We start from the raw sequence: 21,818 nt of genomic DNA on the forward strand, positions 1-21,818 counted from the left end.
GGTCGATGAATAGCGCCAGACACTTCGGTCGGCCCCCTCTCCCCTTGGGAGAGGGCTGGGGTGAGGGCAACGATTCCGGATCAGTCCAAACCCGCCAGAGCCACCGCAGCCTGCGGCAGTTCAAGCTCGCTGAATACCTGCACCCCATGGCGCTTGAGCAACGCAGCCGTCACACCCTCGCCACTGACTTTGACACCACTGAACGTCCCGTCATACGTCAGCAGATTCCCGCAAGAAGGACTGTTGGCCTTGAGCACCGCCACACGAATCCCGTGCTTCTGCACCAACGCCAGCGCCTGCCGCGCGCCATCGAGAAACTGCGCACTGACATCTTCGCCCTCGGTGGTGATCACCGCCGCGACACCATCCAGCACTTCACCACCCTGCCCGCCCGGGATCTCCGCCGCTGCCCGAGGCGTCGGCAATCCCCCCGCCACCTCCGGACACAACGGCACCACCCGCCCTTCGGCAATCCACTGCTCAAGCAAATCAAACGGCCCGCTCGCACCGCCGTCGTAACGCACGCGATGACCCAACAGGCAGCGACTGACCAGAATCCTGTCCATCTCAGAACGGCTCGTTGCCACGGCGGCGGAACCAACCGGTCAGCGACAAGCGCTCGCGGTTCGCCGGCAACACTTCATGCGGCACTTCACCGGAGAGAAACACCACCAGACAACCGCCAGTAGGTTGCACGTCGTGCACGCGCTCCTCATTCAGATACATACGCAACTGACCGCCATCCTCCGGCAGCCATGCGTCATTGAGGTAGACCACCACCGAGACCATGCGCTTGTCGTCGTCGCGAAAACGGTCGACGTGCTTGCGATAAAACGCACCCGGCGGATACAGCGCGAAATGGCATTCAAAGTCCTCAAGACCCAGAAACAGGCCTCGGTTGAGCGCCTCGCGCAGGCTCTCCATCAGATTCAGATAGCGGTCACTGGCCTCGGCCTGGCCGGGGTCGATCCACTGAATGTGGTCGCCACGAATCCCCTCACGGATCTCCGAAAACGGTCCACGCCCCACCGCCGCCGGCGCCAGTTCGCCTTCGGCCTCACGTTTGCGGCACTCGGCCGCCAGCTCGCGGGTCAAACCGGCGGGCAGGAATATGTTCTGCTGCGACCAGCCGTGTTCGGCCAGGTCGTCGACAATACGTAATAGCAGTGGGTGTTCAGAGGATATTTGCATGGCGCGCATAGTATGTCGGCGGCAAGAAATCCGACAGAGCCACGCGGCGGCTTGCTACGAATTCTCGACAAGTACCGGCACCGCACGGAGAATAGTCCGTTGCTGACAGGAGTCCCTATGCGCCGTTTGCTTTTTTCACTGTTGATGTTCTGCGTGTTGCCCGCCTGGGCGGACGGCCACGATCAGTTGTACAAGGTCGCCGGCTGGCCAGATCAACGTGCGCATTTCAATGATGCCCTGAGTGCCGCACAGCAGCGCTATCAGAACAGTCTGCCGCCCGCCGTGTTTCAAGCGTTGGTCAACAACAGCAACCAGCGCTTTGCCCCGCAGGCCGTGGATCAACGCGCCGAAGCGCAACTGCGGCAGAAGCTTGCCGATCCGAAACCGGCGCTGACGTTCTTTCAATCGCCACTGGGCAAGAAAATCGTCGCCGCTGAATTGCTCGCAACCCGTCGCGATCAATTGGCGAAAAATGCCAAGGGTCTGCCGAAGATGCAGGCGAGCGACAGCCGTCTGCTGATCATCGGCCACCTCGCGCAAGCCTTGCCGGCCCGCGAAGCCGGCGCCGAAGTGAGCCTGGCGATTGCCGGTGTGGCGGCGGACAGTTTGAGTTCGATGATTCCGGGATTGCTCGGCGGTGGTCAGGCGCAAGGAATGTTGAATGGTCAGCGCCAGCGCTTGATGGATCAGATCGGCGCGGACATGAACAATACGTTGCTCTATGTCTATCGCGATTTGTCGGATGAAGAGCTGGAAGAGTTTGCGACGTTTGCTGAATCGACTGAGGGCAAGGCGTATTACCAGGCAGCGTTGGCAGCGATTCGTGCAGGGCTTGCGGTCGGACAATGATCTTTAGCGCCTGACCGGCCGCCTTCGTCGGAACGCCGCCCGGAGCCGGCTCGCTCCCACATTGGATCTTCAGCGAACACAAAATTTGTGAGTCCCCCGAAATCCCTGTGGGAGCGAGTCTGCTCGCGAAGAGGCCCTCACAGACGCTACAGATTCCGGCCCCTGATGCGCTTGCTCAAGAACTCGAAATACTCCTCACGCATCTCCACCGTCTCATTCGCCAGATGATGCCGCGCCTCGGCCAACAACAAGATCTGCGGCCGATCAAACTTCCATTTCAATACCTGCAAATTGTGCTGCCAGTCGACCGTCATGTCCGCCTGCCCCTGAATGATCAGTGGCCGTCGCGGACTTTTTTTCGCGTGCTCGACGCGAATGATCCAGCGCGACAACGCCCCCACCCATTTGGTCGGCAAGCGTCGCGGCTGCAGCGGGTCAGCCTGCAGAAACGGCAGGAAATCCGGATCGTTGGAGTTCTCGCTGAAACGTCGCGCGACACCTCTGACGAAAGGCCTGAGCAGGTAATAGCTCAGCTGCGACCAGCCCCACGCCCGTGGTCGCACCAGCGGCGCCATCAAAATCACCTGGCCCTGCGCCGGGCTGTTTTCCGCATGATTGAGCAAATGATCGACGACAATAGCCCCGCCGGTACTCTGCCCGCACAAATGCCACGGTTGCGGCAGCGCGATTGACTGCGCCTCGGCGAACAACGCTTGCAGGACGTCCTGGTACTCGGAGAAATCGCGAATGCTCGCGCGCGGCCCGCTCGACAGGCCATGCCCCGGCAAGTCGCAGGCGATCACGGCAAAATCCTGATCCAGCGCCCACTCGATCACATGCCGATACAGCCCGGTGTGGTCGTAGTAACCGTGCAGCAGAAACAGCGTCGCCTTGACCTTCTCCGGCCACCAGCAGTGGCTGACCAGCTCATAGCCATCGACTTCGAAACGGCCCATGCCACGCCAGACATCGCGATGGGGAAAATCGGTTTTATAAAACTGCTGATACGCCTTGGCCTCGTCCGACAACGGCTGCCACTCGGCCAAAGGCTTGAGGCTGGCGCGGATGTGATCGGGGTCGAAAGTGGCAGGCATGCGGGAATTCCAAAGCGGTAAACAGACTTTATCGGCCTGCGATATTCATCTGTTGCGGCAAGCATGGCAAGCTAGCCCACCTTTTCGGGATCGAAAACCATGCGCTCGCCCTACCGCACCGCACTGTTTGCCAGCCTGCTCGCGCTGAATTGCGCCGGGGTGCTGTGGGCCGCGTATGACTGGTTTCAGGGGCGTTACCTGCGCGCGTTCAGCGAACACACGGCGGTGTTTTCCGGTGACCCACTGCGCCTTCCTGACAATCTCGCCGGTCCCGGCAAGATCCGCCTGGTGCACTTCTGGGACCCGGCCTGCCCGTGCAATGTCGGCAACCAACAGCATCTGACCGAGATGGTCGAGCAGTTCGGCGCCAAAGGCGTTGAATTCTTCGCCGTGCAAAAAACCGGCAGCCACGGCCAGTTACCCGCCACCCTCAGCAGTCTGAAAACCATCACGATTTTGCCCGGCTCCGAACAGGTGCCCGCCAGCCCGGCCGTGGCGATCTGGGACCGCAGCGGCAAACTGGCCTACTTCGGCCCGTACAGCGAAGGCCTGACCTGCAACTCCAGCAACAGTTTTATCGAACCGATTTTGCATGCCCTGACGGAAGATCGCCCGGTCAATGCCACGCACACCCTGGCGGTCGGTTGTTACTGCCCGTGGCCTGTGGAGACGCCGTAAGGCATTCCGGACTTTTCAAGGACAGCGCTGCACGGCACGGAAGGTCTGTGCTAATTGTTTGCAGCCCGACGGGCGGCAATCCCGTATGCACAAGGAGTCACCATGAAGCGCGTGTTCACCGTACTTGGCTTGCTCATCGTTGTTCTGCTCGCCGGCGTCGGCTGGTATGTCTACAGCAAACAACCGACGCGCCAGGGCCAGGTCGAGCTGCGCAACCCGCAGGGCTCGGTGACCGTGCGCTACGACGAGCGCGGTGTGCCGCACATTCGCGCCGAGAACGAAACCGACCTCTACCGCGCCCTCGGTTATGTGCATGCCCAGGACCGGCTGTTCCAGATGGAAGCCATGCGCCGCCTCGCCCGTGGTGAACTGGCGGAAGTGCTCGGGCCGAAACTGCTCGACACCGACAAACTGTTCCGCAGCCTGCGCATCCGTGAGCGCGCCGCCAGTTATGTCGCCAGTCTCGATAAACAGTCGCCAGCGTGGAAGGGCCTGCAAGCCTATCTGGATGGCATCAACCAATATCAGGACACGCACGCCGCGCCAATCGAGTTCGACGTGCTGGGCATCCCCAAGCGGCCGTTCACCGCCGAAGACAGCATCAGCGTCGCCGGGTACATGGCCTACAGCTTTGCCGCCGCGTTCCGCACCGAACCGTTGCTGACCTATGTGCGCGATCAACTCGGCGCGGACTACCTCAACGTCTTCGACCTCGACTGGCAGCCCAAAGGTGTGCTGGTCAACGGTCACGCCAAACCGACGCCGGCCCTCGCTGCCGGCGACTGGAAAGACCTCAATGCCCTCGCCCGCCTCAGCGAACAAGCGCTGATCGACAACGGCCTGCCACAGTTCGAAGGCAGCAACGCCTGGGTCATCGCCGGCAGCCGCAGCCAGAGCGGCAAACCGCTGCTGGCCGGTGATCCACATATTCGCTTCTCGGTGCCGTCGGTGTGGTACGAGGCGCAATTGTCGGCGCCGGGCTTCGAGTTGTACGGTCATCATCAGGCGCTGGTGCCTTTCGCCTTCCTCGGTCACAACCTCGATTTCGGCTGGAGCCTGACCATGTTCCAGAACGACGATCTCGATCTGATCGCCGAGAAGGTCAACCCGGACAATCCGAACCAGGTCTGGTATCGCGGCCAGTGGACCGACATGGTCGTCACCGAGCAGCAGATCAATGTGAAAGGCCAGACGCCGGTGACCCTTACCCTGCGCCAATCGCCCCACGGTCCGATCGTCAACGATGCCCTCGGCACCGCTGCCGGCAAAACGCCGATCGCCATGTGGTGGGCATTCCTCGAAACACCGAACCCGATCCTCGAAGGCTTCTACCAGCTCAACCGTGCCGACACCCTGGCCAAGGCTCGCGCCGCAGCGGCCAAGGTTCAGGCACCGGGGCTGAATCTCGTCTACGCCAACGCCAAGGGCGATATCGCCTGGTGGGCCTCGGCATTGCTGCCCAAGCGCCCGACCGGGGTGCGGCCGGAATTCATTCTCGACGGCAGCAGCAATCAGGCCGACAAGGACGGTTTCTACCCGTTCAGCGCCAACCCGCAGGAGGAGAACCCGGCACGCGGCTACATCGTCTCGGCCAACTTCCAGCCCGTGTCGCCGACGGGCATGGAGATTCCCGGTTACTACAACCTCGCCGATCGCGGTCAGCAACTGAATCGTCAGCTCAGCGACAAGAGCGTGAAGTGGACCAACGAAGCCAACCAGAAACTGCAACTGGGCACGGCGACCGGTTATGGCTCGCGACTGCTGGCGCCATTGCTGCCGGTATTGCGTGAGGTGGTCAGCGATCCGGCGCAACTGAAACTGGTCGAGCAACTGGCGCAGTGGCCAGGCGACTATCCGCTGGATTCGGTCAGCGCGACGGTCTTCAACCAGTTCCTCTACGACCTTGCCGATACGGCGATGCGTGATGAGTTGGGCAATGACTTTTTCGAGACACTGCTGTCGACGCGGGTGATCGATGCAGCACTGCCACGTCTGGCGGCGAATGCCGATTCACCGTGGTGGGATAACCGCAACACACCGGTCAAAGAGACTCGCGCTGATGTCGTGCGTACGGCGTGGGCGGCGAGCATGCAGCACCTGAAGCTGACCCTCGGCGACAATTCTGCAGAATGGAAATGGGGCGCGGCGCACACGCTGACCCATGGCCATCCGTTGGGGCAGCAGAAGCCGCTGGAACGGATTTTCAACGTCGGGCCGTTTGCGGCGCCGGGCAGTCATGAGGTGCCGAACAATCTTTCGGCGAAGATCGGGCCTGCGCCGTGGCCGGTGACTTATGGGCCGTCGACGCGGCGCTTGGTGGATTTTGCCGATCCGGCGCATGGCTTGACGATCAACCCGGTCGGGCAGAGTGGTGTGCCGTTTGATAGCCACTATGACGATCAGGCTGAGGCGTATGTTGATGGGATTTATGTGCAGGCGCACTTTAGTGAGGAAGAGGTGACGGCGAATACGCATAGCACGTTGAAGCTGTTGCCGATGCGGGCGAAACCTTAAGAGCCCCTCACCCTAGCCCTCTCCCGGAGGGAGAGGGGACTGATTGGGGGATGCTCGAGGCATGCACCGACCTGACACTGCTTTACCGAACCCATAATCGATAAGGTCTTTCAGGTCGATGTATCACGCCAGACACTGCGGTCGGCCCCCTCTCCCTCCGGGAGAGGGCTGGGGTGAGGGTCAAACCATCACCGCAAAATTCAGCCGAAACTGCTGCGGCGTCACCCCCAATCGCCGGTTAAACACCCCACGCATATGCTGCGCATCGCGAAACCCGCACTGATACGCCACCGTCTTCAACGGCGCCGCAGTACTCTCCAGCATCACCCGCGCCGCATCCACCCGCGCCCGCTCGACGAACTCCGCCGGCGTGACCTTGGCTTCCCGCGCAAACACTCGAGAGAAATTGCGCGCACTCATGTTCGCCGCGTTGGCCAGATCGGCAATCGTCAGATCGCCAGTCAGATTGGCCAATACATACAACTGCACCATCGCCACCGCCGACGTCGGCTCCGCATGCGGCGTCAGGAACGGACTGAACTGCGACTGGCCACCGGAGCGCTGAGTAAACACTACCAAGCGCTTGGCCACGCTTAGCGCCACTTCAGCACCGTGATCACGCGCCAGCAAGTACAACGACAGATCGATCCCCGCCGTCACCCCGGCCGAGGTGTAGAGCGCGCCGTCCTCGACATACAACCGATCGGCTTCAACCCGCGTCGACGGGCACAACTGGGCCAACGCCTCGGCATCATTCCAGTGCGTGGTGACGGTGCGCCCTTCCAGCAACCCTGCCCGCGCCAGCATGAACGCGCCGTTGCAGATCGAGCCGAAACGCTGCGAGCATGAACAGGCCTCACGCAGCCAATCATCGAACGCCGCACCAAAATCCATGAACGGCAATTGCGGGCCTCCGGCGACCAGCAGCAGGTCGTAGGCGTCGAGTGCCTCGCTGAAATGCCGATGGGCATTCAAGTTCAAACCATTGGAACAGGCCATCGGGCCGTGTTCGACACCAATCACCTCAAGCCGATAGTGATCCTCGGGCGCCAGGAAACGATTGGCCTCGGCGAACACGTCCATCGGGCCGCTGACGTCCAGCGACTGCACGCCGGCGAACACGACGATGGCGACGGTTTTGTTCATGGCTGCGAAGCTCCTTTGGGGATCTGAGCCGAGTTGGCACGATTTGCAGGCGGATTGGCAAGGATCGCAGCCATGCATCGATTGTTCGCTTTCAGCGTCGGGAACAGACTTTCCCCATCAGCGCCACCACGGCGTTTCAGTGAGGAACCGTCCATGACCACGACCATCGCAGGCATCAAAATCCCCGATAGCGCCCTCGCCCGCGCCACCACCGAATACATCCGCGACATCGAATCCGACCTGCTCTACCACCACTCGCGCCGGGTTTTTCTGTTTGGCGCATTGAGTGGCGAGCGCCAGCAACTGGCCTACAACCCGGAGCTGTTGTACGTCGGCGCGATGTTCCACGACCTCGGTCTGATCGAAGGCCATCGCAGCGATGACGAGCGTTTTGAGGTCGACGGTGCCAATGCAGCAGCGGCGTTTCTCAAACCGTACGGGCTGAGTGATGACGACATCGAACAGGTGTGGCTGTCGATTGCCTTGCACACCACGCCGGGTGTGCCGAAGCATCTGCGTCCGACCGTAGCGCTGGTGACCGCCGGTGTGGAGATGGACGTTCTGGGCATGGATTACGCCGCGTTCAGCAGCGTGCAGCGTGAGGCCGTGGTGCATGCACACCCGCGTGGGGAAGGTTTCAAGGAATGCATCATCTGCGCGTTTGCCGAAGGCTTGCGCCATCGTCCGCAGACCACGTTCGGCAATGTGAAGACGGATGTACTGGTGGATCAGGAGCCGGGGTTCAAGCCGATGAACTTTGTTGAGGTCATCCGCAACTCTCCCTGGATTTGAATACCACCAAAAAACCTGTGGGAGCGAGCTTGCTCGCGAATGCGGTGGGTCAGCCAACATTTCAGTCGACTGACACGCCCTCTTCGCGAGCAAGCTCGCTCCCACATGGATTTGGGTTGATCACAGATCTGTGATCAACCCCTTTGGCTTACGCCGCTTCCGGCGCCGGTGCGCGGCGCACGTCCGGCTGTTTCCACGAATCGGCAGCGCTTTCTTCGATGGCTTGCTGGATGGCCTTCTTGCGCGCTTCTTCGGCACGGCGGCTGAAGAACCAGACCATGAAGGTCACGATCGACACCGCCAGCAGAATCAGGCTGGCCACGGCGTTGATCTCAGGTTTCACGCCCAGACGTACCGCCGAGAACACTTCCATCGGCAGGGTCGTCGAACCCGGACCGGACACGAAGCTCGCCAACACCAGGTCATCCAGCGACAGCGCGAACGACATCATGCCGCCCGCCGCCAGCGATGGCGCGATCATCGGGATGGTGATCAGGAAGAACACCTTCCACGGCCTGGCACCGAGGTCCATTGCCGCTTCTTCGATCGACAGGTCGAGCTCACGCAGACGCGCCGACACCACCACCGCCACATACGCCGCACAGAACGTCGTGTGAGCGATCCAGATGGTGACGATGCCACGCTCCTGCGGCCAGCCGATCATCTGCGCCATGGCCACGAACAGCAGCAACAGCGACAGACCGGTGATCACTTCCGGCATCACCAACGGCGCGGTGACCAGACCGCCGAACAGCGTGCGGCCCTTGAAGCGGGTGATGCGCGTCAGCACGAATGCGGCCAGCGTGCCCAGCGCCACCGCGGCGACCGCGGTGTAGCAGGCGATTTCCAGCGAACGCAGCACCGAGCCCATCAGTTGCGTGTTGTCGAGCAGGCCGACGTACCACTTGATCGACCAGCCGCCCCACACCGTCACCAGTTTCGAGGCGTTGAACGAGTAGATCACCAGGATCAACATCGGCAGGTAGATGAACAGCAAACCCAAAACCAGCATCAGGCTGGAGAAACGGAAGCGCTTCATTCTTTACCCTCCATTTCCTTGGCCTGACTGCGGTTGAACAGGATGATCGGCACAATCAGGATCGCCAGCATCACCACCGCCAGCGCGGACGCCACCGGCCAGTCACGGTTGTTGAAGAACTCTTGCCAGAGCACTTTACCGATCATCAGGGTTTCCGGACCGCCGAGCAGTTCCGGGATCACGAACTCACCGACCACCGGAATGAACACCAGCATGCAGCCGGCGATGATCCCGTTCTTGGACAGTGGAATAGTGATTTTCCAGAAGCTGTTGAAGGTGCTCGAACCGAGGTCGGAAGCGGCTTCCAGCAAGCTGTTGTCGTGCTTCACCAGGTTGGCGTACAGCGGCAGGATCATGAATGGCAGGTACGAGTAAACGACGCCGATGTACACCGCGAGGTTGGTGTTGAGAATCTGCAGCGGCTCGTCGATCAAGCCCATGCTCATCAGGAAACCGTTGAGCAAACCGTTGTTGCTGAGAATGCCCATCCACGCGTAAACGCGGATCAGGATCGCCGTCCAGGTCGGCATCATGATCAGCAGCACCAGCACCGTTTGCAGCTCTTTACGGGCGGTGGCGATGGCGTAGGCCATCGGGTAGCCGATCAACAGGCACAACAGCGTGCTGATAAATGCCATCTTCAACGAGCCGAGATAAGCGGCGATGTACAACTCGTCGCCCGCCAGCATCGCGTAGTTGCCCAGGTTCAGCAGCAGTTGCAGCTTCTGCTCGGCGTAGGTGTAAATCTCGGTGTACGGCGGGATGGCCACGTCGGCTTCGGCGAAGCTGATCTTCAGGACGATGAAGAACGGCAGCATGAAGAACAGGAACAGCCAGATGAACGGGACCCCGATGACCAGTTGGCGGCCATTGGGGATTATTCGGTTGATGCGGCGTTTGAATTTGCGCATGTTCATGAGCGAAGTACCACGCCGCTGTCGTCTTCCCACCACACGTAAACCTGATCGCCCCAGGTCGGACGCGCGCCGCGACGTTCGGCGTTGGCGACGAACGACTGCACCAGTTTGCCGCTCGGCAATTCAACGTAGAACACCGAGTGCCCGCCGAGGTAGGCGATGTCGTGGACCTTGCCGCTCGACCAGTTGTATTCGCAGGTTGGTTGGTCAGCGGTGACCAGCAGCTTCTCGGGACGGATCGCGTAGGTGACCGACTTGTCCTGCACCGAGGTGCTGATGCCATGACCAACGTAGATCTGCCGGTCGAGGTCCTTGCAGGTGATGGTCGCGTGGCCTTCGGCGTCGTCGATCACTTCGCCTTCGAAGATGTTGACGTTACCGATGAATTCGCAGACCAGACGGCTGGTCGGGGTTTCGTAGATGTCGATCGGGCTGCCGATCTGGGCGATCCAGCCCAGGTGCATGATCGCGATGCGCTCGGCCATGGTCATGGCCTCTTCCTGGTCGTGGGTCACCATCACGCAGGTCACGCCGACGCGCTCGATGATTTCCACCAGCTCCAGTTGCATCTGCGAACGCAGCTTTTTGTCCAGTGCGCCCATCGGCTCATCGAGCAGCAGCAGCTTCGGCCGCTTGGCCAGCGAACGCGCCAGCGCCACACGCTGGCGCTGACCGCCAGACAGTTGATGCGGCTTGCGCTTGGCGTACTGGCTCATCTGCACCAGCTTGAGCATCTCGGCCACGCGGGCGTCGACCTCGGCCTTGGGAATCTTGTCCTGCTGCAAGCCGAAGGCAATGTTCTGCGCGACGGTCATGTGCGGGAACAAGGCGTACGACTGGAACATCATGTTGATCGGACGTTCGTACGGCGGCATGTCGGTGATGTCGACGCCGTCGAGAAAAATGCGCCCCTCCGTGGGCCGTTCGAACCCTGCCAGCATCCGCAGCAGAGTGGATTTGCCCGATCCCGAACCGCCGAGCAAGGCGAAGATTTCGCCTTTTTTGATTTCCAGGGACACATCGTCCACGGCAATCGTCTCGTCGAACTTCTTCGTGACCCGGTCGATTTTGACCAACACCTGTTTCGGTGTCTGGTCGCCCTCGAGGGCTTTCTTATAGGCGCCGGAGGCAACTGCCATTTACGAAACTCCCAGAAAAAAACAATGCAGTTCGCCCCGCAAGGCGAACCCAGGATAGTGTGTGCCTTACATCCCCGACTTGACCTTGGTCCAGCTGCGGGTCATCAGGCGCTGAATGTTCGGTGGCAACTCGGTCGACACATAAGCCTTGTCGATAACGGCCTGCGGCGGATACACCGACGCATCGGTGCGGATGGATTGCTCCATCAACTTGTCCGAACCCGGGTTGGGGTTGGCATAACCGACGTAATCACTGACCTGAGCGATCACCTCAGGTTTCAGCAGATAGTTGATGAAGGCATGGGCCTGCTTCACGTTCGACGAATCCTTGGGGATTGCCAGCATGTCGAACCACAACGCGCCGCCCTCTTTCGGCACCGCGTAGGCGATGTTCACACCCTTCTTGGCTTCCGCTGCGCGGTTCTTCGCCTGGAAGATATCGCCGGAGAAACCGATGGCCACGCAGATGTCGCCGTTAGCCAGATCACCGATGTATTTCGAGGAGTGGAAGTAGGTCACGTAAGGACGCACCGCGAGCAATTTGTCGGTGGCTTTTTCGTAGTCCTTCGGATTGGTGCTGTTGGCATTCAGGCCCAGATAGTTGAGCACGGTCGGCATCATTTCATCCGCCGAATCGAGGAATGCCACGCCGCAGCTTTGCAGCTTCTTGATGTTCTCAGGCTCGAACAAAACGCCCCACGAATCAATCTTGTCGACACCCAGCACGGCCTTCACTTTATCGACGTTGTAACCGATGCCGTTGGTGCCCCACAGGTACGGCACGGCGTACAGGTTGCCCGGATCGTTTTGCTCCAGACGCTTGAGCAGCGCCGGGTCGAGATTGGAATAATTCGGCAGCTGCGACTTGTCGAGCTTCTGGAACGCGCCCGCCTTGATCTGCTTGCCGAGGAAGTGGTTCGACGGCACGACCACGTCGTAACCGGTACGCCCGGCCAGCAGTTTGCCTTCCAGGGTTTCGTTGGAATCGAAGACGTCGTAGACCGGTTTGATCCCGGTGGCTTTCTGGAAGTCAGCCAGGGTGGTCTCGCCGATGTAATCGGACCAGTTATAAATATGCACCGTACCGGCGGCCTGGGCTCCGACAGCAATCGTCAGGCCGGCAGTGGCCAGCAGGGCTTTGCGCAAAGAAGAAAAAATAGGCAAGTGGAGGTCCTCTAAATTAGTTGGGCCCAAGTTGCCCCGCGCTGCATGACAGCCATGGCTGCCTGGCAACAAAACCGGCGCGCAACTTACCCTCGAAAAACCGTTCCTGCAAAACTTCCTGTCATTTAATTGATCCGCTGGCCGCCTTCGCGGGGTCGACGGCCAGCGGTTGTTGCTTCAAACCGGCTTATTTACCGGATTTGATCTTGGTCCAGCTGCGAGTGATCAGGCGCAGGGTCGCTGCATCCAGATCGCTGATCGCATAGAGCTGTTTCTTCACTTCAGCCGACGGGTAGATGCTCGGATCGCTGGTGATGTCCTTGTCCACCAGTGGCGTGGCAGCTTTGTTGCCGTTCGGGAAACGCACGGCGTTGGTAATGCCGGCCATCACTTGCGGCTCAAGCAGGTAGTTCATGAACTTGTAGGCGGCTTCGACGTTTTCGGCATCCTTGGGAATGGCGACCATGTCGTAGAAAGTACCGGCACCTTCTTTTGGAATGGTGTAGGCCAGTTTGACCTTGTCACCGGCTTCCTGGGCGCGGGTCTTGGATTGTTCCAGGTCACCCGAGTAACCGACGGCGACGCAGATGTTGCCGTTGGCCAGGTCGGAGATGTACTTGGAGGAATGGAAGTAGGCAACCGAAGGACGGATTTTCAGGAACAGGTCTTCGGCGGCCTTCAGGTCAGCCTTGTCCTTGCTGTTGGTCGGCTTGCCCAGATAGTGCAACGCCGCCGGAATCATTTCGGTCGGTGCGTCGAGGAAGCTTACGCCGCAGCTTTTGAGCTTCTCGATGTTTTCAGGCTTGAACACCACATCCCAGGAATCGATCTTGTCGATGCCCAGCGCAGCCTTGACCTTGGCCGGGTTGTAGCCGATGCCGATCGAGCCCCACATGTACGGGAACGCGTGCTTGTTGCCTTGGTCGCTGGCATCGCCAACAGCCTTGAGCAGGTCTTCGTCGAGGTTCTTCCAGTTCGGCAGCTTGGACTTGTCCAGCTCCTGGTAAACACCGGCCTTGATCTGCTTGGCGAGGAAGTTATTGGAAGGCACCACGATGTCGTAACCGGACTTGCCGGCCAGCAGCTTGGCTTCCAGGGTTTCGTTGCTGTCGAAGACGTCGTAGACGACTTTGATCCCGGTGGCTTTTTCGAAATTGGCCACGGTGTCCGGGGCGATGTAGTCGGACCAGTTGTAGACGTGCAACACCTTGTCGTCGGCCTGCGCCGCAGCCGCCATGACTCCCATCAGGGACATGGCGAGCAGAGTCTTGCCAGCGAGCTTTTTGCCTAATGCCTTCATGCGTTAATGCTCCAAATTTTTCTTTTTTGAACCACTTTGTTCAGCGGCCGAACCCGGACAACTGGAACCGCGGCTAGTCTGGCAAGATCCGAGGCGGTCTTTCAAGAAAAGACCAGCCTTTCTGACAGCTTTGCGCGAGAGCGCCACGGCTCTCCCGCTCAAAGCCTAGCACTTAGCCCTGCAATGCACTGAGGGTCAGGTCCAGACACTTGCGTGCCTTTGTAACCAGCTCATCGATCTCGGCTTTGCTGATCACCAGCGGCGGCGCGATGATCATGGTGTCACCCACAGCGCGCATGATCAGGCCGTTGTCGAAGCAGAACTGGCGGCAGATCATGCCGACGCCCTTGCCTTCGTAACGCGTGCGCGTGGCCTTGTCCTGCACCAGCTCGATCGCGCCCAACAGACCAACTCCGCGAACTTCACCCACCAACGGGTGATCGTTCAGTTCCCGCAGACGTTTCTGCAAATACGGTGCCGTTTCGTTGTGGGCGTTCTCGATAATTTTTTCATCGCGCAGGATGCGGATGTTTTCCAGGCCCACTGCTGCTGCCACCGGATGACCGGAGTAGGTGAAGCCGTGGTTGAAATCGCCACCTTCGTTGAGCACCGCAACAACGGAGTCACGAACGATCAGGCCACCCATCGGGATGTAGCCGGAAGTCAGGCCTTTGGCGATGGTCATCATGTCGGGCTTGAGGTCGTAGAAATCGCTACCGAACCACTCACCGGTACGGCCGAAACCGCAGATCACTTCGTCCGCCACGAACAGGATGTCGTACTTGGCAAGGATTTCCTTGATGCGCGGCCAGTAAGTGTCGGGCGGAATGATCACGCCGCCGGCGCCCTGGATCGGCTCGGCAATAAAGGCACCGACGTTGTCGACGCCGACTTCGAGAATCTTCTCTTCCAGCTGATTGGCCGCCCAGATACCGAATTCTTCCGGGGACATGTCGCCACCCTCGGCGAACCAGTACGGCTGCGCGATGTGCACGATGCCCGGGATCGGCAAGTCGCCCTGCTCGTGCATATAGGTCATGCCACCGAGGCTCGCGCCGGCCACGGTCGAACCGTGATAACCGTTCTTGCGGCTGATGATAACTTTCTTGTTTGGCTGGTCTTTGATCGCCCAGTAATGGCGAACCATACGCAGCATGGTGTCGTTGCCTTCGGAGCCGGAACCAGTGAAGAACACGTGGTTCATGCCTTCCGGCGCCACGTCGGCAATCGACTTGGCCAGTTCCAGTGCCGGCGGGTGCGCGGTCTGGAAGAACAGGTTGTAGTACGGCAGTTCGCGCATCTGTTTGGCGGCCGCGTCGGCCAGCTCATCGCGACCATAACCGATGGCCACACACCAGAGACCGGCCATACCGTCGAGGATCTTGTTGCCTTCGCTGTCCCACAGGTAAACGCCCTTGGCGTTGGTGATGATCCGCGGGCCCTTCTCTTTCAGCTGTTTGAAGTCGCTGAACGGCGCCAGGTGGTGATCATTGCTGAGTGCTTGCCACTCGCGGGTTTGCGGGTTGTTGCTGGTCATGCCAATTCTCCTTGTTATCGGTGAAGGCGCGGCTTTTCAGGGCCGCGCCTGGCGTATCAGACGGCGAAGAGCAGGTACTCACGCTCCCAGGAACTGATCACGCGCTTGAAGTTTTCATGCTCGGCCCGTTTTACCGCGACGTAGCCCGTGATGAACGTTTTGCCCAGGTACTTCTCGATGGTCGCGCTGTTTTCCATACGTTCCAGCGCGTCTTCAATGGTCAGCGGCAGGCGCAGGTTGCGGCGCTCGTAACCACGGCCAACGACGGGTGCGCTCGGGTTAAGGCCTTCGACCATGCCGATGTAACCGCAGAGCAGGCTCGCGGCGATCGCCAGATACGGGTTGGCGTCAGCGCCCGGCAGACGGTTTTCGACGCGACGGTTCTGCGGGCCGGCATCCGGTACGCGCAGGCCGACGGTGCGGTTTTCTTCGCCCCACTCGACGTTGACCGGTGCCGAGGTGTCCGGCAGGAAGCGGCGGAACGAGTTGACGTTCGGCGCGAACAGCGGCAACAGCTCGGGAATCAGTTTCTGCAGGCCACCGATGTGGTGCAGGAACAGCTGGCTCATGGTCCCGTCGTCATTGGAAAAGACGTTTTTGCCGGTTTCGATGTCGATGATGCTCTGGTGCAAGTGCATCGCACTGCCCGGCTCGCCCGTCATCGGCTTGGCCATAAAGGTCGCAGCCACATCGTGCTTGAGCGCCGCTTCACGCATGGTGCGCTTGAACACCAGAATCTGGTCGGCCAGCGACAGCGCGTCGCCGTGACGGAAGTTGATTTCCATCTGCGCCGTGCCGTCTTCGTGGATCAGCGTGTCGAGATCCAGTTCCTGCAGTTCGCACCAGTCGTAGACGTCTTCGAAAAGCGGGTCGAATTCATTCGCCGCTTCAATGGAGAACGACTGACGACCGATTTCCGGCCGGCCCGAGCGACCGATCGGCGGTTGCAACGGATAGTCAGGGTCGTCGCTGCGCTTGGTCAGGTAGAACTCCATTTCCGGCGCCACGATTGGCTGCCAGCCCTTGTCGGCATAGAGTTTGAGGACTTTCTTGAGGACGTTGCGCGGCGACAGCTCGATCGGGTTGCCTTGCTTGTCGTAGGTGTCGTGGATCACCTGCGCAGTCGGCTCGATGGCCCACGGCACCATGTACACAGCGTTCTGGTCGGGGCGGCAGATCATGTCGATGTCGGCCGGGTCGAGCAGTTCGTAATAGATGTCGTCTTCGACGTAGTCGCCGGTCACGGTCTGCAACAGCACGCTTTCTGGCAGACGCATGCCTTTTTCGGCGATGAACTTGTTGGTCGGCGAAATCTTGCCCCGGGTGATACCGGTCAAGTCGGCGATCATGCATTCGACTTCTGTGATCTTGTGGTCTTTCAACCAATCGGTGAGCTGGTCGAGGTTGTTACTCATAAATGCCTCTGGGCTGAGTCTCCTGACATGATGTCAGGCAAAGTTTGACGCTTTGAGCGTCGCGTTAAAGGGGGCTTGCTCGCGCAGTACCGGCTTACGCCCGGCACCGCGCATAGACAATGAAAGAGGAGCTTACCTGCCCTTTACGCTGGCGTTGCATTTCCTGTGCACAGTCCAGGCGTGCAGAATCATGAGCACGGCTTGGCAAGCGGCACAGGCTTTGGCAGTGAAAGAGATCTATATTGGAAGGAGACGCCATAAACAGGATGCTTTCCCGTACGTCCAGAATATCGGACGCTGCCGTTTCGCCTGCTGCTGACGAGAAGTTCGTCGACAGACTGCGCGCCATGCTGGCTGCGCTACGGACGGATTTGTCGCCACTGATGTGATGAGCATGCAGACCGGACTGTTGCGAGCAGTCGGTGATGCCGATTAACGGCAGGCGAGACATGAAGCACCCCGGTATTATTGCTGTTATGGGTTTGATCGGAGCTTAGCCTTGTTCATTTTTTTACACAACACCCCCGTAAAAAATACAACACGGCCTGCTCAAGCCCGCGGGTGCCCAGCGTCACAAGGACTAAAAACCGCCCCAAAGTGCCCCATAAATGCCCTCACAGCGCTTTTTTAGGGCAAAAAAGGCCTCGCTTGACTTCGGCAGGCCGTTCGGGTTGACTGAAACCAGAAAAGATCAATGATTGATATTTTTAACAACAAAGGTGTTGCATCATGTCGGTACCCCCGCGTGCCGTTCAGCTTAACGAAGCGAACGCGTTCCTTAAGGAACATCCTGAGGTTCTGTACGTTGACCTTCTGATTGCGGATATGAATGGTGTGGTGCGCGGCAAGCGCATTGAACGCACCAGCCTCCACAAGGTTTACGAGAAAGGCATCAACCTGCCGGCCTCTCTATTTGCTCTGGATATCAACGGTTCAACGGTGGAAAGCACCGGCCTGGGCCTGGACATCGGCGACGCCGATCGTATCTGCTATCCGATCCCCGATACCCTGTGCAACGAGCCATGGCAGAAGCGCCCGACCGCGCAACTGTTGATGACCATGCACGAACTCGAAGGCGACCCGTTCTTCGCCGATCCGCGCGAAGTGCTCCGTCAAGTTGTTGCAAAGTTTGACGAGCTGGGCCTGACCATCTGCGCGGCTTTCGAACTCGAGTTCTACCTGATCGACCAGGAAAACGTGAACGGCCGCCCTCAGCCGCCACGCTCGCCGATCTCCGGCAAACGCCCGCACTCGACGCAGGTCTACCTGATCGACGACCTCGACGAATACGTCGACTGCCTCCAGGACATTCTGGAAGGTGCCAAAGAGCAAGGCATCCCGGCCGACGCCATCGTCAAGGAAAGTGCCCCGGCGCAGTTCGAAGTGAACCTGCACCACGTTGCCGACCCGATCAAGGCGTGCGACTACGCGGTACTGCTCAAGCGTCTGATCAAGAACATCGCCTACGACCATGAAATGGACACCACCTTCATGGCCAAGCCGTACCCGGGCCAGGCAGGTAATGGTCTGCACGTACACATTTCGATTCTGGATAAAGAAGGCAAAAACATTTTTGCCAGCGAGGATCCCGAGCAGAACGCCGCGCTGCGTCACGCGATCGGCGGTGTGCTCGAGACCCTGCCCGCGCAGATGGCTTTCCTCTGCCCGAACGTCAACTCCTACCGTCGTTTCGGCGCACAGTTCTATGTGCCGAACTCGCCGTGCTGGGGCTTGGACAACCGCACCGTGGCGATTCGCGTACCGACCGGCTCGTCCGATGCCGTGCGTATCGAACACCGCGTGGCCGGTGCCGACGCCAACCCGTACCTGCTGATGGCTTCGGTTCTGGCCGGCGTGCACCACGGTCTGACCAACAAGATCGAACCGGGCGCGCCTGTCGAAGGCAACAGCTACGAGCAGAACGAACAAAGCCTGCCGAACAACTTGCGCGATGCCCTGCGCGAGCTGGACGACAGCGAGGTGATGGCCAAGTACATCGATCCGAAATACATCGATATCTTCGTCGCCTGCAAGGAAAGCGAGCTGGAGGAGTTCGAACACTCCATCTCCGACCTTGAGTACAACTGGTATCTGCATACCGTTTAAGCGGTTGTAGCTTCAGGAAAAAACGCCGTTGGCTGATTCAGCCAACGGCGTTTTTTTATGGCCGCCTGCGGCGGTTCGCGAGCAGGCTAGCTCCCACAGGGGGCTGTGTGTACAAATACTCAAGTTCACTGGAGATCAAATGTGGGAGCGAGCCTGCTCGCGAAGCGGCCGACAAGACAACGCACAAGCCGGCTCGTACAATGCCCGCAGCCCCGCAGGAGACTTCCATGACGCGACCCGCCCCCGTCCGCAAACCCCGTGCCCGCAGCCAGGCGCGCATCGACTCGATACTCGACGCCGCGCGCACGCTGCTGGCCGCCGAGGGCGTGGCGAGTCTGTCGATCTACAGTGTCGCCGAGCGTGCGCAGATTCCGCCCTCCTCCGTGTACCACTTCTTCGCGAGCGTCCCGGCGTTGCTCGAAGCACTGACGGCGGATGTCCACGCAGCATTTCGCGCCTGCCTGCAAGCACCGATCGACCATGAGGCGCTGCGTGACTGGCGTGATCTGTCGCGACTGGTCGAACAGCGCATGCTGGAGATCTACGACGAAGACGCGGCGGCGCGCCAGTTGATCCTTGCTCAGCATGGCCTGACCGAAGTGACCCAGGCTGACCGCCAGCACGACATCGAACTGGGCGACTTGATGCACAAGCTGTTCGACCATCACTTCGAGTTGCCAAGGCTGCCGGAGGATGTCGATGTGTTTGCCTTGGCGATGGAGTTGGGTGACCGGGTTTATGCGCGTTCGGTGCAGCAACATGGACAGATTACGCCGCGCATGGCCGAGGAAGGGATGCGCGTGTTTGATGCTTACATTGGGCTGTATTTGCCGCCGTATCTACCCAAGCGCTGAGCCATGATCGTTCCCACGCTCTGCGTGGGAATGCAGCCCGTGACGCTCCGCGTCACTGGACGCGGAGCGTCCCTAGAGGCATTCCCACGCGGAGCATGGGAACGATCGAGCTGATGCAGATAACAAAAAACCCCGAAGGGCTCACGCCCTCCGGGGTTGTTTTTTACTCACAGGCTTACAACTTGGCGATCGACACCTCGGTGGATTTCACAAAGGCAATCACTTCGCTGCCGACCACCAGTTCCAGCTCCTTGACCGAGCGGGTGGTGATCACCGAAGTAACGATGCCCGAAGCGGTCTGCACGTCGATTTCCGACAGCACGTCACCGAGGACGATTTCCTTGATCGAGCCTTTGAACTGGTTACGGACGTTGATGGCTTTGATAGTCATGATATTTCTCCTGAGGTCGAAATAAGCGGCAAGTGGCAAGCATCAAGCGGCAAGCAAAAGCACAGCGCGTCTACTTGTAGCTTGTAGCTTGAAGCTCGCAGCTGCTTCATTGCGCCCAACGCAGTTGCGTAGGCAGTGGTGAAACAGGTTCCGGCTCTGGCGGTTCGCCAGGCAGGGAGAGAACACGGTTAAGCACTTCGGTTTCCAGCGCCGCCAGTCTGTGCGAACCACGCACTCGCGGCCGCGGCAGTTCGACATGCAGGTCGAGGCCGACTTCGCCGTCCTCGATCAGAATCACCCGGTCGGCAATCGCTACCGCTTCGCTGACGTCGTGGGTCACCAGCAGCACGGTGAAGCCGTGTTGCTGCCAGAGGCGCTCAATCAGTTGCTGCATTTCAATGCGGGTCAGCGCGTCCAGCGCGCCGAGCGGTTCGTCGAGCAACAGCAGGCGCGGCTGATGGATCAGCGCCCGAGCCAGCGCAACGCGTTGCTTCTGTCCACCGGACAAAGCCGCCGGCCACTCATTGGCGCGATCCGCCAGACCGACTGCTTCCAATGCATCCAATGCCTGCGGACGCCAGTTGCCTTTAAGCCCGAGGCCGACGTTGTCGATGATCTTTTTCCACGGCAGCAAACGTGCTTCCTGGAACATCAATCGGGTGTCTTCCCGCGCATCGCTGAGTGGCGCAGAACCGGCCAGCAAGTCGCCGCCAGTCAGTTGATCGAGGCCGGCGAGCAAGCGCAGCAAGGTACTTTTGCCGCAGCCACTGCGCCCGACCACGGCGACGAATTGCCCCGCCGGAATGTGCAGATCGATGTCACGCAGCACCTGCCGCGTGCCGAAGGTTTTCTGCAGGTTGCGCACCGCCAGCGGAATCCCGCGCAACAGGCGTGGAGGTTGTTGAGCGGTCATGCCGCACCTCCTTTGGCAACCTGATAGGCCGGATGCCAGCGCAACCACACACGCTCAAGTCCACGGGCCGCGAGGTCGGCGAGTTTGCCGAGTACCGCGTAAAGCAGGATCGCCAGCACCACCACGTCGGTCTGCAAAAACTCCCGGGCGTTCATCGCCAGATAGCCGATGCCGGAGCTGGCGGAGATAGTTTCCGCGACGATCAGCGTCAGCCACATAAAGCCCAGAGCGAAGCGCACACCGACCAGAATCGAAGGCAGCGCACCCGGCAAAATCACCTGCCAGAACAGGCTGAAACCGCTCAAGCCGTAACTACGCGCCATCTCCACCAGCGCCGGGTCGACATTGCGGATGCCGTGATAAGTGTTGAGGTAGATCGGGAACAAGGTGCCCAACGCCACCAGAAAAATCTTCGCCGACTCGTCAATGCCGAACCAGAGGATCACCAGCGGAATCAGCGCCAGGTGCGGCACGTTGCGGATCATCTGCACCGAGCTGTCGAGCAGGCGTTCGCCCCATTTCGACAGGCCGGTGATGAAGCCCAAGACCAGACCGATGCTGCCGCCGATGGTGAAACCCAGCGCCGCGCGCCAGCCACTGATCGCCAGGTGCGTCCAGATTTCGCCGCTGCGCACCAGGCTCACGCCGGCTTCGATCACCGCCACCGGTGCCGGCAGAATCCGCGTCGACAACCAACCGGCCGACACCGACAACTGCCACACCGCCAGCAACAACACCGGCAACGCCCAGGGCGCGAGGCTGTGGATGATTTTCTTCAT

General features: G+C 60.0%; 21 protein-coding genes. 6 read left to right on the top strand and 15 right to left on the bottom strand.

The window, feature by feature from the left end; genetic code table 11:
- Positions 1-80: 80 nt before the first annotated feature.
- Both ACZZ0G_RS10120 and ACZZ0G_RS10125 read right to left on the bottom strand, forming a co-directional pair.
- Complete coding sequence (locus ACZZ0G_RS10120) at positions 81-566, bottom strand: 2-thiouracil desulfurase family protein (protein ID WP_463398425.1); 486 nt, start codon at positions 564-566, stop codon at positions 81-83.
- Between the two features lies 1 nt (position 567).
- Positions 568-1,200, bottom strand: a complete 633-nt coding sequence (locus tag ACZZ0G_RS10125) for a 2OG-Fe(II) oxygenase (RefSeq protein ID WP_463556058.1) — start codon at positions 1,198-1,200, stop codon at positions 568-570.
- 108 nt (positions 1,201-1,308) lie between these two features.
- On the opposite strand from ACZZ0G_RS10125, the gene ACZZ0G_RS10130 reads away from it, so the two are divergent.
- Positions 1,309-2,040 (top strand): DUF2059 domain-containing protein, encoded by a 732-nt coding sequence (locus ACZZ0G_RS10130; RefSeq protein WP_463556059.1) that lies wholly within the window; start codon positions 1,309-1,311, stop codon positions 2,038-2,040.
- Positions 2,041-2,186: 146 nt separating this feature from the next.
- Here the strand turns inward: ACZZ0G_RS10130 and bipL are convergent, their stop codons facing one another.
- Positions 2,187-3,134 carry a phospholipase BipL gene (bipL, locus tag ACZZ0G_RS10135; protein WP_463556060.1) on the bottom strand — a complete coding sequence of 316 codons (948 nt, stop codon included), beginning with the start codon at positions 3,132-3,134 and terminating at the stop codon, positions 2,187-2,189.
- Positions 3,135-3,233: 99 nt separating this feature from the next.
- On the opposite strand from bipL, the gene ACZZ0G_RS10140 reads away from it, so the two are divergent.
- On the top strand, positions 3,234-3,812 hold the full coding sequence (locus ACZZ0G_RS10140) for a DUF6436 domain-containing protein (RefSeq protein ID WP_463556061.1): 579 nt from the start codon (positions 3,234-3,236) through the stop codon (positions 3,810-3,812).
- A 102-nt stretch (positions 3,813-3,914) separates the two neighbouring features.
- Complete coding sequence (locus ACZZ0G_RS10145; RefSeq protein ID WP_463556062.1) at positions 3,915-6,326, top strand: penicillin acylase family protein; 2,412 nt, start codon at positions 3,915-3,917, stop codon at positions 6,324-6,326.
- Between the two features lie 180 nt (positions 6,327-6,506).
- On the opposite strand, the gene ACZZ0G_RS10150 is transcribed toward ACZZ0G_RS10145, so the two are convergent.
- Positions 6,507-7,472: a GlxA family transcriptional regulator gene (locus tag ACZZ0G_RS10150; RefSeq protein WP_463556063.1), complete on the bottom strand. Its 966-nt coding sequence runs from the start codon at positions 7,470-7,472 to the stop codon at positions 6,507-6,509.
- Positions 7,473-7,625: 153 nt separating this feature from the next.
- Here ACZZ0G_RS10150 and ACZZ0G_RS10155 point away from each other — a divergent pair, with 153 nt between their 5' ends.
- On the top strand, positions 7,626-8,264 hold the full coding sequence (locus ACZZ0G_RS10155; RefSeq protein WP_463556064.1) for an HD domain-containing protein: 639 nt from the start codon (positions 7,626-7,628) through the stop codon (positions 8,262-8,264).
- 148 nt (positions 8,265-8,412) lie between these two features.
- On the opposite strand, the gene ACZZ0G_RS10160 is transcribed toward ACZZ0G_RS10155, so the two are convergent.
- The 8 genes from ACZZ0G_RS10160 to ACZZ0G_RS10195 form a co-directional block, all read right to left on the bottom strand.
- Positions 8,413-9,303, bottom strand: a complete 891-nt coding sequence (locus ACZZ0G_RS10160) for an ABC transporter permease subunit (RefSeq protein ID WP_093429780.1) — start codon at positions 9,301-9,303, stop codon at positions 8,413-8,415.
- The gene (locus ACZZ0G_RS10165; RefSeq protein ID WP_185036840.1) at positions 9,300-10,181 is read right to left on the bottom strand and encodes an ABC transporter permease subunit; all 882 of its coding nucleotides are present in this window, start codon (positions 10,179-10,181) and stop codon (positions 9,300-9,302) included. Before ACZZ0G_RS10165 ends, ACZZ0G_RS10160 begins: the two co-directional genes overlap by 4 nt.
- Before the next feature lie 35 nt (positions 10,182-10,216).
- Positions 10,217-11,359 carry an ABC transporter ATP-binding protein gene (locus tag ACZZ0G_RS10170; protein ID WP_034151965.1) on the bottom strand — a complete coding sequence of 381 codons (1,143 nt, stop codon included), beginning with the start codon at positions 11,357-11,359 and terminating at the stop codon, positions 10,217-10,219.
- Between the two features lie 66 nt (positions 11,360-11,425).
- On the bottom strand, positions 11,426-12,523 hold the full coding sequence (locus ACZZ0G_RS10175) for a polyamine ABC transporter substrate-binding protein (protein WP_368968311.1): 1,098 nt from the start codon (positions 12,521-12,523) through the stop codon (positions 11,426-11,428).
- A 187-nt stretch (positions 12,524-12,710) separates the two neighbouring features.
- Positions 12,711-13,823, bottom strand: a complete 1,113-nt coding sequence (locus ACZZ0G_RS10180; RefSeq protein ID WP_007913851.1) for a polyamine ABC transporter substrate-binding protein — start codon at positions 13,821-13,823, stop codon at positions 12,711-12,713.
- Positions 13,824-13,995: 172 nt separating this feature from the next.
- Positions 13,996-15,360, bottom strand: coding sequence for an aspartate aminotransferase family protein (locus tag ACZZ0G_RS10185; protein ID WP_463556065.1), 1,365 nt, complete (start codon positions 15,358-15,360; stop codon positions 13,996-13,998).
- A 56-nt stretch (positions 15,361-15,416) separates the two neighbouring features.
- Complete coding sequence (locus ACZZ0G_RS10190) at positions 15,417-16,775, bottom strand: glutamine synthetase family protein (RefSeq protein WP_122596641.1); 1,359 nt, start codon at positions 16,773-16,775, stop codon at positions 15,417-15,419.
- Between the two features lie 94 nt (positions 16,776-16,869).
- Positions 16,870-17,226 (bottom strand): gamma-glutamyl-gamma-aminobutyrate hydrolase family protein, encoded by a 357-nt coding sequence (locus ACZZ0G_RS10195; protein WP_463556066.1) that lies wholly within the window; start codon positions 17,224-17,226, stop codon positions 16,870-16,872.
- Positions 17,227-17,504: 278 nt separating this feature from the next.
- Between ACZZ0G_RS10195 and ACZZ0G_RS10200 the strand changes: the two genes are divergently transcribed.
- On the top strand, positions 17,505-18,881 hold the full coding sequence (locus ACZZ0G_RS10200) for a glutamine synthetase family protein (protein ID WP_007913842.1): 1,377 nt from the start codon (positions 17,505-17,507) through the stop codon (positions 18,879-18,881).
- A gap of 227 nt (positions 18,882-19,108) precedes the next feature.
- On the top strand, positions 19,109-19,735 hold the full coding sequence (locus ACZZ0G_RS10205; protein ID WP_034151970.1) for a TetR/AcrR family transcriptional regulator: 627 nt from the start codon (positions 19,109-19,111) through the stop codon (positions 19,733-19,735).
- Between the two features lie 175 nt (positions 19,736-19,910).
- Here ACZZ0G_RS10205 and ACZZ0G_RS10210 read toward each other — a convergent pair whose 3' ends face one another.
- From ACZZ0G_RS10210 to ssuC, 3 genes are all read right to left on the bottom strand, one after another.
- The gene (locus ACZZ0G_RS10210; RefSeq protein ID WP_003229256.1) at positions 19,911-20,126 is read right to left on the bottom strand and encodes a TOBE domain-containing protein; all 216 of its coding nucleotides are present in this window, start codon (positions 20,124-20,126) and stop codon (positions 19,911-19,913) included.
- A 106-nt stretch (positions 20,127-20,232) separates the two neighbouring features.
- Complete coding sequence (gene ssuB, locus ACZZ0G_RS10215; protein WP_463556067.1) at positions 20,233-21,039, bottom strand: aliphatic sulfonates ABC transporter ATP-binding protein; 807 nt, start codon at positions 21,037-21,039, stop codon at positions 20,233-20,235.
- On the bottom strand, positions 21,036-21,818 hold the full coding sequence (gene ssuC, locus ACZZ0G_RS10220) for an aliphatic sulfonate ABC transporter permease SsuC (protein WP_003229260.1): 783 nt from the start codon (positions 21,816-21,818) through the stop codon (positions 21,036-21,038). Before ssuC ends, ssuB begins: the two co-directional genes overlap by 4 nt.

The sequence above is a fragment of the Pseudomonas sp. AC169 genome, assembly GCF_979258515.1.

Coding starts and splice junctions, on each gene's coding strand:
- ACZZ0G_RS10120 (WP_463398425.1), bottom strand. CDS start 566: ATGGACAGGATTCTGGTCAGTCGCTGCCTGTTGGGTCATCGCGTGCGT.
- ACZZ0G_RS10125 (WP_463556058.1), bottom strand. CDS start 1,200: ATGCGCGCCATGCAAATATCCTCTGAACACCCACTGCTATTACGTATT.
- ACZZ0G_RS10130 (WP_463556059.1), top strand. CDS start 1,309: ATGCGCCGTTTGCTTTTTTCACTGTTGATGTTCTGCGTGTTGCCCGCC.
- bipL (WP_463556060.1), bottom strand. CDS start 3,134: ATGCCTGCCACTTTCGACCCCGATCACATCCGCGCCAGCCTCAAGCCT.
- ACZZ0G_RS10140 (WP_463556061.1), top strand. CDS start 3,234: ATGCGCTCGCCCTACCGCACCGCACTGTTTGCCAGCCTGCTCGCGCTG.
- ACZZ0G_RS10145 (WP_463556062.1), top strand. CDS start 3,915: ATGAAGCGCGTGTTCACCGTACTTGGCTTGCTCATCGTTGTTCTGCTC.
- ACZZ0G_RS10150 (WP_463556063.1), bottom strand. CDS start 7,472: ATGAACAAAACCGTCGCCATCGTCGTGTTCGCCGGCGTGCAGTCGCTG.
- ACZZ0G_RS10155 (WP_463556064.1), top strand. CDS start 7,626: ATGACCACGACCATCGCAGGCATCAAAATCCCCGATAGCGCCCTCGCC.
- ACZZ0G_RS10160 (WP_093429780.1), bottom strand. CDS start 9,303: ATGAAGCGCTTCCGTTTCTCCAGCCTGATGCTGGTTTTGGGTTTGCTG.
- ACZZ0G_RS10170 (WP_034151965.1), bottom strand. CDS start 11,359: ATGGCAGTTGCCTCCGGCGCCTATAAGAAAGCCCTCGAGGGCGACCAG.
- ACZZ0G_RS10180 (WP_007913851.1), bottom strand. CDS start 13,823: ATGAAGGCATTAGGCAAAAAGCTCGCTGGCAAGACTCTGCTCGCCATG.
- ACZZ0G_RS10185 (WP_463556065.1), bottom strand. CDS start 15,360: ATGACCAGCAACAACCCGCAAACCCGCGAGTGGCAAGCACTCAGCAAT.
- ACZZ0G_RS10190 (WP_122596641.1), bottom strand. CDS start 16,775: ATGAGTAACAACCTCGACCAGCTCACCGATTGGTTGAAAGACCACAAG.
- ACZZ0G_RS10195 (WP_463556066.1), bottom strand. CDS start 17,226: ATGTCTCGCCTGCCGTTAATCGGCATCACCGACTGCTCGCAACAGTCC.
- ACZZ0G_RS10200 (WP_007913842.1), top strand. CDS start 17,505: ATGTCGGTACCCCCGCGTGCCGTTCAGCTTAACGAAGCGAACGCGTTC.
- ACZZ0G_RS10205 (WP_034151970.1), top strand. CDS start 19,109: ATGACGCGACCCGCCCCCGTCCGCAAACCCCGTGCCCGCAGCCAGGCG.
- ACZZ0G_RS10210 (WP_003229256.1), bottom strand. CDS start 20,126: ATGACTATCAAAGCCATCAACGTCCGTAACCAGTTCAAAGGCTCGATC.
- ssuB (WP_463556067.1), bottom strand. CDS start 21,039: ATGACCGCTCAACAACCTCCACGCCTGTTGCGCGGGATTCCGCTGGCG.
- ssuC (WP_003229260.1), bottom strand. CDS start 21,818: ATGAAGAAAATCATCCACAGCCTCGCGCCCTGGGCGTTGCCGGTGTTG.